The organism is Streptomyces sp. CoH27 (genome assembly GCF_020181035.1).
GTDB lineage: Bacteria > Actinomycetota > Actinomycetes > Streptomycetales > Streptomycetaceae > Streptomyces > Streptomyces camelliae.
This window is the reverse complement of record NZ_JAIQYY010000003.1, coordinates 348,874-361,954: the sequence shown is the minus strand read 5'-3', so window position 1 is coordinate 361,954 and position 13,081 is coordinate 348,874. Positions and strand designations below refer to the sequence as shown.

Annotated in this window: 14 protein-coding genes; 6 read left to right on the top strand and 8 right to left on the bottom strand. The window is 72.2% G+C overall.

All coding sequences use genetic code 11. The annotated features are described in order from the left end of the window. Positions 1-5: 5 nt before the first annotated feature. From LE548_RS06860 to LE548_RS06840, 5 genes are all read left to right on the top strand, one after another. Complete coding sequence (locus tag LE548_RS06860; RefSeq protein WP_225095745.1) at positions 6-584, top strand: DUF4232 domain-containing protein; 579 nt, start codon at positions 6-8, stop codon at positions 582-584. 86 nt (positions 585-670) lie between these two features. Next, positions 671-1,831, top strand: a complete 1,161-nt coding sequence (locus tag LE548_RS06855) for a serine hydrolase domain-containing protein (protein WP_225095744.1) — start codon at positions 671-673, stop codon at positions 1,829-1,831. Between the two features lie 35 nt (positions 1,832-1,866). Further along, entirely contained in the window at positions 1,867-2,466 is a 600-nt protein-coding gene (locus LE548_RS06850) for a histidine phosphatase family protein (RefSeq protein ID WP_225095743.1), read from the top strand. Between the two features lie 75 nt (positions 2,467-2,541). Continuing rightward, positions 2,542-3,162, top strand: coding sequence for a hypothetical protein (locus LE548_RS06845; protein WP_225095742.1), 621 nt, complete (start codon positions 2,542-2,544; stop codon positions 3,160-3,162). 52 nt (positions 3,163-3,214) lie between these two features. Then, entirely contained in the window at positions 3,215-3,637 is a 423-nt protein-coding gene (locus LE548_RS06840; RefSeq protein ID WP_225095741.1) for a thioesterase family protein, read from the top strand. 11 nt (positions 3,638-3,648) lie between these two features. Here LE548_RS06840 and LE548_RS06835 read toward each other — a convergent pair whose 3' ends face one another. Together LE548_RS06835 and LE548_RS06830 are read right to left on the bottom strand one after the other, a co-directional pair. Further along, a complete protein-coding gene (locus LE548_RS06835; protein ID WP_225095740.1) occupies positions 3,649-4,119 on the bottom strand; it encodes a hypothetical protein in 471 nt (156 codons plus the stop codon). Then, positions 4,116-4,970 (bottom strand): NAD(P)H-binding protein, encoded by an 855-nt coding sequence (locus LE548_RS06830; protein ID WP_263635761.1) that lies wholly within the window; start codon positions 4,968-4,970, stop codon positions 4,116-4,118. The genes LE548_RS06835 and LE548_RS06830 overlap by 4 nt, the downstream gene beginning before the upstream one ends. 95 nt (positions 4,971-5,065) lie before the next feature. Between LE548_RS06830 and LE548_RS06825 the strand changes: the two genes are divergently transcribed. Further along, a complete protein-coding gene (locus tag LE548_RS06825; protein WP_225095738.1) occupies positions 5,066-5,869 on the top strand; it encodes an AraC family transcriptional regulator in 804 nt (267 codons plus the stop codon). 617 nt (positions 5,870-6,486) lie between these two features. Here the strand turns inward: LE548_RS06825 and LE548_RS06820 are convergent. The 6 genes from LE548_RS06820 to uraD form a co-directional block, all read right to left on the bottom strand. Continuing rightward, entirely contained in the window at positions 6,487-7,854 is a 1,368-nt protein-coding gene (locus tag LE548_RS06820) for a nucleobase:cation symporter-2 family protein (protein WP_225095737.1), read from the bottom strand. A gap of 339 nt (positions 7,855-8,193) precedes the next feature. Next, positions 8,194-9,579, bottom strand: a complete 1,386-nt coding sequence (locus LE548_RS06815; RefSeq protein WP_225095736.1) for an 8-oxoguanine deaminase — start codon at positions 9,577-9,579, stop codon at positions 8,194-8,196. 72 nt (positions 9,580-9,651) lie between these two features. Then, positions 9,652-11,079, bottom strand: coding sequence for a nucleobase:cation symporter-2 family protein (locus tag LE548_RS06810; protein WP_225095735.1), 1,428 nt, complete (start codon positions 11,077-11,079; stop codon positions 9,652-9,654). A 64-nt stretch (positions 11,080-11,143) separates the two neighbouring features. Next, complete coding sequence (gene pucL, locus LE548_RS06805; RefSeq protein ID WP_225095734.1) at positions 11,144-12,067, bottom strand: factor-independent urate hydroxylase; 924 nt, start codon at positions 12,065-12,067, stop codon at positions 11,144-11,146. Positions 12,068-12,075: 8 nt separating this feature from the next. Further along, the gene (gene uraH, locus LE548_RS06800) at positions 12,076-12,471 is read right to left on the bottom strand and encodes a hydroxyisourate hydrolase (protein WP_225095733.1); all 396 of its coding nucleotides are present in this window, start codon (positions 12,469-12,471) and stop codon (positions 12,076-12,078) included. Between the two features lie 4 nt (positions 12,472-12,475). Further along, positions 12,476-12,985: a 2-oxo-4-hydroxy-4-carboxy-5-ureidoimidazoline decarboxylase gene (gene uraD / locus LE548_RS06795; RefSeq protein WP_225095732.1), complete on the bottom strand. Its 510-nt coding sequence runs from the start codon at positions 12,983-12,985 to the stop codon at positions 12,476-12,478. Positions 12,986-13,081 lie beyond the last annotated feature (96 nt).

Genomic DNA, 13,081 nt, shown 5'->3' with positions numbered 1-13,081 from the left:
GACCGATGCGCGCGACGACCCGGCTGACCACCGGCGGCCTCGCCGCTCTCACCGCCGCCCTGGCCCTCGCGGCCTGCGGCGGCACGACGAACCGCACCACCACCACGACCCCGCCGGCCACAGCCACGGCCAAGGCCCCGCCCGCGGCCACGGCCGCGCCGCCGTGCCGTACCGCCGCGCTGAGCTGGACACTGGCCCGGCTCGGCACGGCGAAGGGTGTCGGCCATGCACGGCTGACCGCCCGCAACAACGGCCCGGGAACCTGTGTGTTCGGCGGCTACCCGGGACTGGAGATCCACAACGGCAAGGCGGACAGCATCGACGGCGCCGGGCACGGACACCCGGCCGCCGTCATCCTGCCCGCCAGGGCGGCGATCTCCGTGGACCTCCGCTACACCCCCGCCGGCACGCCCGGCGCGGGCAGCTGGTGCGTGCGGCAGACCGAGGCGGCGGTGCGGGCACCGCACGACTCCCGCCCGGCCGTCGTCCCCGTCACGGACACGCACCTCAGGGCCGCCTCGATCGACGCCTGCGGTGCGACGGTGGCCATGGCACCGCCGCGGCGCGTCGCGCAGGGGCGCTGAGCGGCGGCACGGGAGCGGGGGAATGCCCGGCGGCGCCCCCACGTTGTCGACTTGCGTCGCTGATCTACGAACAGGGGGAACGACACATGCCGATCGATGTGCACGGAACGGTGGCGGAGGGATTCGAGGGCGTACGCGCGGAGTTCGCGGCGGTGCTCGCCGGGGAACGGGACGATCCGGGCGCACAGCTCGTCGTGTACCGGCACGGGCGGCGCGTGGTGGACCTGTGGGGCGGCGACGGCATCGACGGGGACTCGCTGACGAACCTGTACTCCATCGCCAAGGGCGCCGCGCATCTCGTCGTCGCGCTCCTGGTGCAGGACGGGGTGCTCGACCTGGAGCGTGAAGTCGCCGCGTACTGGCCCGAGTTCGGCGCCCACGGCAAGGACCGGCTGACGCTGGGCGAGCTGCTGGAGCACCGGGCCGGACTCGTGGGCGATGCCGAACAGGGCTTCACCATCGAGGAGTTGGCGGACGACCGGCTCATCGCGGCCCGGCTGGCGGGGCGCAGGCCGCTGTGGGAGCCGGGCACCGCCTGGGGCTACCACGCCTTCGTCATCGGCGCCCTCACCGGCGAGGTGGTGCGCCGGGTGACCGGCCGGTCGATCCAGGAGCTGTACGAGGAGCGGATCCGGGCGCCGTACGGCCTCGACTACTACCTGGGTCTGCCGGCGGAGGCGGAGCCGCGCTGGGTGGACGTGCAGCCGCTGGTGCCGACCCCGGAGGAGGCCGTACTGCTGAAGGAGCGGGCGGCGGCCCCGGACAGCATCCGGGGCATCGCCTTCAACGCGCACACACCGGAGCCGACCGACCTGGTGGCCTTCGGCAATCACCCCCGGGTGAAGGCGCTCGGGCCGACGTCCTCCGGCGGGGTGGGCAACGCGCGCGGGGTCGCCGGGATGTTCGCGGCCGCCATCAGCACCGTGGACGGCAGGCCGCCGCTGCTCACGCCCGCGACCGCGGCCCTGTTCGGCGAGCTGCGCACCCCGGGCGGACCGGACCTGGTCGTCGGCAGCGAGGACCACTTCGCGCGCGGCTTCGAGCACACCCCCGGGCTCTACCCGTTCCTCGACGCCGGCACCTTCGGGCACAGCGGCGCGACCGGCTCGCTGGGCTTCGCCGACCCGGCGCACGGCATCGCCTACGCCTACACCCGGCGCCGGTTCTCCTTCCCCTCCGGGGTGGGCGCCGCCCTGGAGAACGGCCGTCTGGCCGAGTCCGTCCTGCGGGCGGCCGCCTCCCTGTGACACCGTGCTGACAGACGAGCGGGAAGGGCGCTGACGTGGGTGACCTCTTTCTCGTCCGGCACGGTGAGACCGAGTGGTCACGGTCCGGACGGCACACCGGCTGGACCGACGTACCCCTCACCGAGCACGGGCGGGAGGAGGCGCGCCGGCTGGTGCCGCTGATCCGCTCGCACCGGATCGGGGCCGCGTTCGTCAGCCCCCTGCAGCGGGCCCGGGAGACCGCCGAGCTCATCGGGATCCCGGACGCCCTGGTCGACGCCGACCTGCGCGAATGGGACTACGGCGGCTACGAGGGCGTGACCACCCCGGAGATCCGGCGCACCCGGCCCGGCTGGTTCCTGTTCACGGACGGGGTCGCGCCGGGCCCGCCGGAGCACCCGGGCGAGACCGCGGAACAGGTCGGCGAGCGCGCCGACCGGATGCTCGCCAAGGCCGACGCGGCCCTCTGCAACACCGAGGGCGTCGTCGTCCTCATCGCCCACGGCCACTTCCTCCGCGTCCTCACCGCCCGCCGGCTGGGCCTCCCGCCCCAGCAGGGGGCCCTGTTCCAGCTGGCCACGGGCACCCTGTGCCGCCTCGGCACGGAGCACGAGCGGCCGGTGGTGGCGGGGTGGAACATCCGGCCGGGGCAGTAGCGGGCCGCCCTGGCTGCCCGGGACCGATGTCAGACCCGCGCCGTACTCTGCGAGAAGGACGGAAGGAGTACGGCTGTGACCCGAGCGCTGAGTGCCGCGCAGCGGCGGGTGGTCGAGGGCGCCGACCCGGTCACCGGGCGGTTGCGGGGTACGGAGGCACAGCTCGCGGCGCTGGTGAAGCGGGGCCTGGCCTTTCGGCATCCCCGGCCGCCGCACGATCACTTCCTGACGCCGGCGGGGCACCGGATACGGGAGGCGGTGCCCGAGGCGGCACCGGAGCCGGTGCCCGACGCGGGGGTGTTCGCGGCGCGGGTCGGCGGCGAGGAGGAGCCGGCCGAGGACGGGCCGGCGCGGGCGCGCGAGGTGCACGGTGCCTGGCAGGGGCTGCTGGAGCTGCGCCGGATGACCCATGCCGACGGCGCCGTGGACCGGCCGTGCGACTGGGAACGGGCGCATCTGGTGCGGGCCGCGGCGCTCGCCCTGGAGGCGGCCGGGCACCGTCCGGCGAGCGGGGACGGGGACGGTTACCGGGTGCGGGCGACGCCGCAGCCGGAGGCCGTGGCGGTGTACGCGCCGGACGCCCCGGCCCTGGCGGCCTGCGCGGCCACGCTGGAGCGCGCGGGCTGGCAGGCGGGTGAGTACACCGAGCCGCGGACGAGAGCGCGGTATCTGCTGGCCTCGCCACGCCGGGTGTGAGCGGCATGCCAGGATCGGAGGGTAAGTGTGCCATACACGAGAAGGGGACATCGTGAGCGAGCCGTTTTCCGTGCGCGTGACCGTCCGCGGCTATGAGACCGACACGCAGGGACACCTGAACCAGTCCGTGTACCTCAACTACGCGGAGCATGCCCGCTGGTCACTGCTCCAGGCGGCCGGCATCAGCCAGACACGGCTCGTGGGGCGGGGCGTGGGCCCGGTGGCGCTGGAGACGACGATCCGTTTCCGGCGCGAACTGCTCGCCGGCGACGAGGTCGATGTGACCTGTGCGTTCGAGTGGGGCGGTGGCAAGACCTTCCGGATCGTGCAGGAGATACGCAAGACCGACGGCACGCTCGCGGCCGAGGTCAGCGCGGTGGGCGGCCTGCTGGATCTTGAGGAGCGCAAGATGGTCGCCGACCCGCGAGAGGTGTTCAAGGAGCTGACGACGGACCTCGCCCTGTTCGGTCTGTAGGCTCCGCGGGCTTACGCGTCGAGCAGCTCCGGCCGGTGCCCGGCGTCGCAGGCCGCCCGCGCCCCGGCGATGTACTCCCGGTTGTGCGCGGCCCATTCGGCCAGCCGGAGCAGGGTGTCGTTCAACTCATGGGCGACGGGAGTGAGATGCTGGGCCTGTCCGCGCGCACGGCCGCGCAGTACGGCGGTTACCGGGTGCTGCTGGGGTCTCGCGATGCTGAGCACACGGGCGGCGAGCCGCACCGGCGGTCTGCTCGACCGGGCGCGGAGCTGATCCCGGCGACGGCGGAGGGCTGCCGGCCGGCGTTCCGGGGTGGCGACGGGGATCGCGGTGGCGGCCCTGGTGACGGCCGGGGCGGTGCTGCGGCCGAGGCGGTGCTGCGGCCGAGGCGGTGCTGCGGCCGGGGAGCCGGTGAGGCATCCCGGCGGCGGGGCCTCGGCCGGGCCGCGCCGCCGGCTGCCGCGCCAGTGAGGCCGGTTCACCCGGTCAGGAAGGCCTCCTTGTGGTCCTCGGCCCACTCCTGGAACGTCCTGGCCGGCCGGCCCAGCACCCGCGGCACGTCCTCGGTGACCGTCGCGTTGCGGCCGTCGCGGAGGTAGGCGACACCGGTCAGGACGTCCTCCACCCCGCTCTCGTCGATGCCGTAGGCGGTGCGCAGGAAGTCGCGGGTCTCGTCCTGCGACAGATTCCGGACGGTGAGCGGGCGGCCGAGGACCGCGGCGAGGACGGCGACCTGGTCCGGGACGCTGATCGCCGCCGGGCCGGTCAGGGTGTACGTCCGCCCCGCGTGCCCGGCGTCGAGCAGGGCCCGCACCGCCACCTCGGCGATGTCGCGCGGGTCGATCACCCCGGACGCCCCGTCGGCGGTCATGTTCGGCACCGGCTCGCCCCGGCGGACCGCCGCCGCCCAGGCCAGCGTGTTCGTGGCGAACGACGAGGGCCGCAGGACCGTCCACTCGGCCCCGCTGTCCCGGACCGCCCGCTCCCCCACCCCGTGCCAGGCAACGGTCGGCCCCGTGGCGGGATCGTCGGTGCCGATGGCGGAGAGCTTCACCAGCCGCCGTACGCCCGCCGCCCGGGCCGCCGCGACCAGCGCCGTGTCGTGGGCGGCGCCGGGGCCGGGCGGGCACACCAGGTACGCGGCCGTCACCCCCGTCATCGCCGCCGCCAGGGAGTCCGGGTCGGCGTAGTCCCCGCCGGCCACCTCCACCCCGGCGGGCATCCGGGCCCGCTGCGGGTCGCGGGTCAGCGCGCGCACCTTCTCGCCGCGCGCCGTGAGCTGTCGTACGACTTCACTGCCGGTGGTGCCCGTGGCACCTGTCACCAGAATCATGTGGTCCACGATGGGCCGGGAGCGATGCCGGACTCTTGGAAATTCCGGCACGGTTCACCGGCCCGGAAGCGGTCGGGCGCGCTTACCGTGGAGTGATGCCGAACGCCGTCGCCGAGCAGGACCTGACCACGCCCGAGGTGCTGCGCCCCTGGATCTCCGGGGTGCGCACGCTGTCCGTGTCCCGCACCGAGCCCGCCGAGGAGCCCTTCGTACGACTGCCCGCCGCGGTCACCAAGGTGATCCTGCGGGTGGGGGCGGACGGGCGGCGCGATGTGCTGGTCTCCGGGCCGCGGGTGCGGGCGTCGTACCACGAGGGCAAGGCCCACGTCCGCTGCGTCGAACTGCGTCTCGCACCCGGCATGACCCGACCGCTGCTGGGCGTATCGGCGACCGAACTGGTCGGCAGAACCGCGCGGCTGGAGGACCTGCCGGGCGACACGCCCCGCCGGCTCGCGGCCGGGCTGCGCCGGCTGGACCCGCGGGAGGCGGTGCCGTACCTCGTCGAGACGCTTCCGGAGCTCCTGTCGGCCGCCGTGGACCCGGCCCGTACGGCGCTGCTGCGTGCGGGCGTCGACGCGCTGTCGGTCCGCCCGGACCGGGCACCGGCACAGGTGCGGGAGGTGGCCCGCGAACTGGCGGTCAGCGAACGCCAGTTGCGCAACCTGTTCGCCGAGGGCGTCGGGGTCTCCCCCAAGCACTACGCCCGCATCGACCGCGTCCGCACGGTCGTCACCCGGGCCGGACACGCCCCCTGGTCCCAACTGGCCACCGTGACCGGCTACTTCGACCAGTCACACATGACCTCCGACTTCCGCGCCCTGATGGGAGTCCCGCCCCGCTCCTACGTCACCGGCCGACTGCCCGCTCTGACGCCTTGTCAGGGTGTGCCGCGTTTCTGACCGGTTCGTCTCATGGGGTGTCCCGGCGGAGCGGGACCGGTACCTGGTTGAAGCCGTAGTACAGGGCGAGCAGGCCGTGGGCGGCGAGGGTGAGGGATTGGCGACTGCTCGCCGGGGAGTGTGCACAAGGGCAGCTTAACCCGATCGTGTGGTGGTCGGCTTTCGGGCTTGCTGTGGGCTGGGCCGTTCGGGCTACGGTGATCGTGCGATCTGGGACGCCGGGTACGGCGCCAGCGTGCGGGGCCCCTGCTCCACCGGAGTGATGGTTCAGGGCCTCCCCGTCGCCTCTGGCCGTACCCATCTGGCCAGGTCGTGAGGGAGCCGGCCTCCCGGGATCGGACCACGCACAGGATGCGTGTCGCCGCCCCGGGGTCGAGTACGCCGGGGACCAGTGCGCCCAAGACCGTTCGGGGCGTGCGGCTGAGCAGGCTCACTCCTGCTCAGTCCACAGGAACGGTGCGGAGACGAAGGCGAGGGCCATCGTCAGCGGGTAGCCGAGGGAGCCGAAAGCGAACCGGGCCCGGGTCGGGCCTCCACGCGGCCGGACTCGTTCATGGTCCAAGACTGCCGCAGACAAGCGCGTGGGGTACGGCGGACCGCCGTACCCCGCGCGGGACTCAGTGCGCCGGCGCCAGCTCCTCGCCCGACTCCATGGGATGGGTGACGTCCTCGGCGTCGCGGGTGCGGCCGAGGTGGTTGAAGACCAGGTTGAGCAGGACGGCCATCACGCAGCCGGTGGAGATGCCCGAGTCCAGGACGATCCTCGCGGTCTCGGGGAAGGCGTGGTAGAAGCCCGGCGCGGTGATCGGGATGATGCCGACGGCGAGGGAGACGGCGACGATCAGGACGTTGTTGTCCTTCTCCAGGCCGGCCCGGACCAGGGTCTGGATGCCGCTCGCGGCGACCGAGCCGAACAGGACGACGCCGGCGCCGCCGAGGACCGGGCGGGGGACGACCGCGATGAGCGAGGCGGCCATCGGGCACAGGCCCATCAGGACCAGGAAGCCACCGCCGACGGCGACGACGAAGCGGCTGCGGATCCGCGTCATGGCGACGAGGCCGATGTTCTGGGCGAAGGCGCTGCACATGAAGCCGTTGAAGAGCGGGCTGAGCGCGGAGCCGAGGGTGTCGGCGCGCAGGCCGGCCGCGATCGTCTTCTCGTCCGAGGGGCGTTCGACGATCTCGCCGAGGGCGAGCATGTCGGCGGTGGACTCGGTCATGGAGACGACCATCACCACGCACATCGACAGGATCGCGGCGATGTGGAAGGTGGGGGTGCCGAAGTGGAACGGGGTGGGGAAGCCGACGACGGCGGCGTGCGCGACGGGGCTGAAGTCCGTGGCGCCGAAGGGTATCGCGAGGAGGGTGCCGGTGATCAGGCCGAGCAGGACCGCGATCTGCTTGACGAAGCCGCGGGTGAAGCGGCGCAGCAGCAGCACGATCAGCAGGGTGAGGCCGGCCAGGGTGAGGTTGGTCGTCGAGCCGTAGTCGTGCGCGGCGGGGTTCGGCCCCTGGGCCCAGCCGAACGCGACCGGGAGCAGGGAGACGCCGATCAGGGTGATGACCGAGCCGGTGACGACGGGCGGGAAGAAGCGGACGGCCTTGCTGAAGAAGGGCGCCGCCAAGAAGCCGAGGAGACCGGCGACGATCACCGCGCCGAAGATCATCGGCAGGGCGTCGGACTTGTCCCCGGCCGAGGCGACGATGGCCGTCATCGGCGCGACACCGGCGAAGGTGACGCCGTTGACGAACGGCAGCCGGGCGCCGATCTTCCAGAACCCGAGGGTCTGCAGGAAGGTGGCGAGCCCGGCGGTGAACAGACAGGCTCCGGTGAGGAAGGTCAGGTCGGTGGCGGACAGGCCTACGGCCGCGCCGACGATCAGGGGTGGTGCGACGACTCCCGCGTACATGGCGGCCACATGCTGCAGGCCACTGGTCGCCATTTTGAGGGCGGGGAGTTTCTCGTCGACAGGATGGGCGGCCACGGCGGCTCCTCCGGGCGGGTAACACGTCGGCCTCGACGTGGGTTTCATGGAGGTGGTGCATGTGTGGTCGTGCGGGACCGTGACGGGTGCTCGTCGAGCGGTGAGCGGTGAGCGGTGAGCGGTGGGGTGACCGTTCCGGGGCGGGTGCGTCCGCACGCGCCCCGGAACGGCTGCCGTGGACCCCGCTCGGGTCCACGGTTCCCGGCCGGGAGCCGTCCCTCCCGGCCGGAGTCTTCCGGCGGGCCGTCGGATACGAGGCGACGGCCGGGCCTCTCCGGCAGGTCACCCGTACGAACGGGGCGACCACCCGGAATGCTGCGGTATTTCGTCCGCGGTGGATCAGGCCTGGGCGGCGATCCGGGCGAGGCGCTGGGCCTCCTCGCGGGTGGAGCGGGCGATGGCGTCCTCGTCGACGGTGACCAGGCGGCCGTCCGTCACGATCTGCTCACCGTTGACGAAGGACGCGGTGACCGGGGCCGCCGCGCCGAAGACCAGCGCGGTCACCGGGTCGGCGATGGAGGCGTGGGCGAGGGTGTCCATCTTCCACAGCACGACGTCGGCCAGCTTGCCCGGCTCCAGCGAGCCGATCTGGTCGGCGCGGCCGAGCACCTGGGCGCCGCCGTAGGTGCCGAGCCGGAGTGCCTGACGGGCGCCCAGGGCGGCCTCGCGGTGGGCGCCGAGGCGGTTGATCAGCAGGGCGTTGCGCAGCTCGGTGTGCAGCTCGCCGGACTCGTTGGAGGCGGTGCCGTCGACGCCGAGGCCGACCGGGACGCCGGCCGCCAGCATGTCCGGGACCCGCGCGATACCGGCCGCGAGGCGGGCGTTGGAGGACGGGCAGTGGGCGACGCCGGTCTTCGTACGGGCGAAGGCGGCGATGTCGGAGTCGTTCATGTGGACGCAGTGCGCCATCCACACGTCCTCGCCGAGCCAGCCGGTGGACTCGAAGTAGTCGGTCGGGCCCATGCCGAACAGCTCGTGGCAGAACTTCTCCTCCTCCACGGTCTCCGAACCGTGGGTGTGCAGCCGTACGCCGAGGCGGCGGGCCAACTCGGCTCCCTGACGCAGGAGTTCGGTCGACACCGAGAACGGCGAGCAGGGCGCCACGGCCACCTGGGTCATGGCGTCGAAGGAGGCGTCGTGGTGCTGATTGACGGTCTCCTCGGTCGCGGCGAGGGCGCCTTCCAGCGTCTCGACGGCGAAGTCCGGCGGCAGGCCGCCGTCCTTCTCGCTGCGGTCCATCGAGCCCCGGGCCAGCGTGAAGCGGACGCCCATCTCGGCGGCGGCCCGGATGATCGACCCGGACAGGTCGCCGGAGCCCTGCGGGAAGACGTAGTGGTGGTCCATGGCGGTGGTGACACCGCCGCGGGCCATCATGGCGAGGGAGCCCTGCGCGGCCGCGTACGTCATCCGCTCGTCGATGCGCGCCCAGATGGGGTAGAGCGCGACGAGCCAGTTGAACAGGTTGTGGTCGGTGGCCAGGCCCCGGGTGATCCACTGGTAGAAGTGGTGGTGGGTGTTGACCAGACCGGGCGTGGCCAGATGGCCGCTCGCGTCGATCCGGCGCACCACGTTCTGAAGGCCTTCGGGGGCCCGGCCCGCGCCGACCGCCTCGATGCGGTTGCCGGTGAGGACCAGGTACCCGGAGGCGTACTCGGTGTCGCCCGCGTCCACGGTCGCGATCGCGCAGTTCTCGATGACGATGCGCTGGTCTGCCGATGGTGCCATCGTGCTTCCTTGTCTTTCGGTGGCGGCCCCGGGACGGGGAGGGAGTGTCCGCGGGGAGGGCACGGCAGGACCCTAGGAGGATTTGAGTGCCGGAGAGGCTCCGCCGCTCCGGGTGCCGAGATGATGGAAGAACAGGTTGAGCAGGACCGCGACGAGCGCGCCCGCGCTGATGCCGGAGCCGAGCACGGTCTGCGCCCACGCCGGGAAGTCGGCGTAGAACGTCGGTGCGGCCAGCGGGATGATGCCCGCGCCGAGCGCCACGGCGACCAGGATGATGTTGGAGCTGTCGTCAAGTCCCGCCTCCGACAGCGTACGGATGCCGCTGACCGCGATCGAGCCGAACAGGACGATGCCCGCGCCGCCGAGGACCGGCATGGGGACCAGGGAGACGACCGCGCCGAGCACCGGGAAGGCGCCGAGGACCAGCAGGGCGCCGCCGGCGACGGCCACGACGTAGCGGCTGCGCACCCGGGTCAGCGAGACCACGCCCACGTTCTGCGCGAAGGCCGAGGTGGGGAAGCCGCCGAAGACCGGGCCGAGCAGGGTGGCGATGCCGTCGGTGCGCAGGCCCCGGGTGATGGTCCTGGCGTCGGTACGGCGCTCACAGATCTCGCCGAGGGCCAGCATGCCGGCGCTGGACTCGGTCATCAGGACCAGCATCACGATGCACAGCGACAGGACGGCCGCGGGCTGGAACTCCGGCGGGCCGAAGGCGAAAGGCGTGGGCAGCGCGGCGACGGGCGCGGACTTCAGGGCGCTGAAGTCGGCCATGCCGGACGGGATCGCGGCCAGGGTGCCGATGAGCAGGCCGGACAGCAGGGCGATCTGCCGGACGAAGCCGCGGCCGAAGCGCTGGATCAGCAGGATGACGGCGAGGGTGAACCCGGCCAGGGCGAGGTGCCGCAGGGAGCCGAAGTCGGCGGCCGTCTTGTCGCCGCCCTGCGCCCAGCTCACCGGGACCGGCATCAGCGTGACCCCGATCAGCGTGATGACCACGCCGGTGACCAGGGGCGGGAAGAAGCGCAGCAGCCGGCCGAAGAACGGGCCGACGGCCAGGCAGAAGGCCCCGGCGACCATCACCGCACCGTAGATGGCGGGGAGTTGGTGGCCCTTGGCGTTGGTCTCGGCGATCGCCAGGATGGGGGCGATGCCGGCGGAGGAGGCGGCGTTGACGAAGGGCAGCCGGTTGCCGACGAAGCCTTTGACGCCGAGGGTCTGCAGGATGGTCGCGACGCCCGCGACGATCAGGCTCGCGGCGATCAGCCGGGTGCGGGCCGCGATGTCGAGTCCGCAGGCCTGGCCGATGATGAGCGGAGGAGTGACAACGCCCGCGTACATCGCCGCGATGTGCTGGAGCGCGGCGGGGACGAGCCGCGAGGGGTGGAGCTTTTCGTCCACCGGGTGCACGGATGTGACGGCGTCGGACGCGACGGCGTTCTCGGAGTGCACCGGCGGGGTGGAACACGGGGCTGTGTCGGGCCCCTTCGCAGGCAGTGCCATTTCGTTCCCTCCGGTGTGGCGCGCCCCCGCGCCGGGTGGCGGGGTCGGGGGCGCGCGTCCCGCGTCAGAGGTTGGTCATGTCGACCGGGATCTTCGGCTCGCAGCCGTCCCGGAGGATCGTCGCCTCGATCAGGCCGTAGGGCCGGTCGGCGGCGAAGTAGACCTCGTTGTCGTTCTTGAGCCCGAACGGCTCCAGGTCGACCAGGAAGTGATGCTTGTTCGGCAGCGAGAAGCGGACCTCGTCGATCTCGCTGCGGTTGTTGATGATGCGCGCACCCATCTGGTACAGCGTCTGCTGCAGGGAGAGGGAGTAGGTCTCGGCGAAGGCCTGGAGCATGTGCTTCTTGACCTGCTCGTAGGACTTCTCCCAGTTCGGCATCTTCTGCTCGTCGTCGGTCCAGTTGAACCGCCAGCGGGCGGAGACCTGGGTGGCGAGGATGCGGTCGTACGCCTCCTGCAGGGTCGTGTACTTGTCCTTGACGTACCCCCAGAACTCGGAGTTCGTCGAGTTCATCACGACCAGGTCCTTCAGACCGGAGACGACCTCCCACGACGAGCCGTCGTAGGTGACCTGGGTGACGCGGATCTCCTGGCCCTTGCGGACGAACGAGTGCTTGACCTCGTCCGCGCCGATGAACTTGGAGTTGGCGTCGGAGGTCTCGATCCGCTCCCAGGCGTACTCCTCGATCCGGATCCGGGCGCGGTGGATCGCCGGCTGCGAGGTGACGAAGTGGCGGGCGAGGTGGATGCCGAACTGCTCGGCGGACTCGATGCCGTGTTCCTTGGCGAACGCGAACACCGTGTTCTTGGTGGTGTCGGTCGGCAGGACGTTGGCGTTGGAGCCGGAGTAGTGGACCTCCTCCATGTCACCGCTCAGCGCGACGGAGACGTTGAGGTCCTTGATGTGGTGAGTGGCGCCGTCCCGCGTGATCTTGACGACTCGGTTCTCGGCTTTGCCGTACTGGTTCTGTCCAAGAATCGTGGGCATGGTGTCTGCTAGCTCCCTCGGTAAACGGAGTAGCCGAACGGGTTGAGCAGCAGCGGCACGTGGTAGTGCTCGCCCGGTACGACGGCGAACGTGATCGCCACCTCCGGGAAGAACACGCCGCGTCCGCTGTCCCGATTCGCGGGGGCGTCCTGCTGCGCATCGGCTTGCTTCTTCTCGAAGTACGGCTCCACCGCGAAGTCGAGCCGTACATGTGTGGTCCCCTCCGGCAGTGCCGGCAGGTCTTTGCACCGGCCGTCGGCGTCGGTCGCGGAGCCACCGAGCGTCCGCCAGTCCGCATCGCGCCCGGAGCGGGCGGAGAGCTGGACGGCGACGCCCTCGGCGGGGCGGCCCACGGAGGTGTCCAGGATGTGCGTGGACACGGAGGCGGTGGTGCTGGTGCTCATGGTGTCAGGCGTCCTCTTCGACGAGTCGGGCCAGGCGGATACGGTTGATCTTGCCCAGCTCGGCGCGGACGATCTCCCGTTCCTGCTCCGGCGCGTTCCCGATCCGCTCCTTCACGGCGTCACGCATCTGCTCGCCGGTCCGGCCGGTCGCGCAGATGAGGAACACATGGCCGAACTTCTCCTGGTAGGCCAGGTTGAGGTCGAGCATCTCGGCCTTGAGTTCCGCCGCGGCGCCGGACATGCCGGCCTGCTCCCGCGCGGAGGTCGGGTCACCGGGCTTGGGGCGCCCGATCGGCGGGTGCCCCGCCATCGCCTCTTCCAGGTCGGCCGTGGTCAGCTCGGCCATGGCGGCGTCGCTGGCGGCGTAGAGGTCGTCGGTGGTGGCGTACGGGCGGGCGGCGGCGATCCGCCGGCCCCACTCGGTGGAGGCACACGCCTCGTGGAGGGCGGCGAGGGCGTCGCGTTCCTCCAGTTCATTGAACCGGGCCAGGCCCAGGGGCGTGGAAGTCGTCACGGGAGCCTCCGTGGCCGGAAACGGCCTTCGTGCTTGAGCGGGCTGCCGATAGTGAACGCCCCCGGAAACGCCACGTCAACACTTTGTTGAAAAATC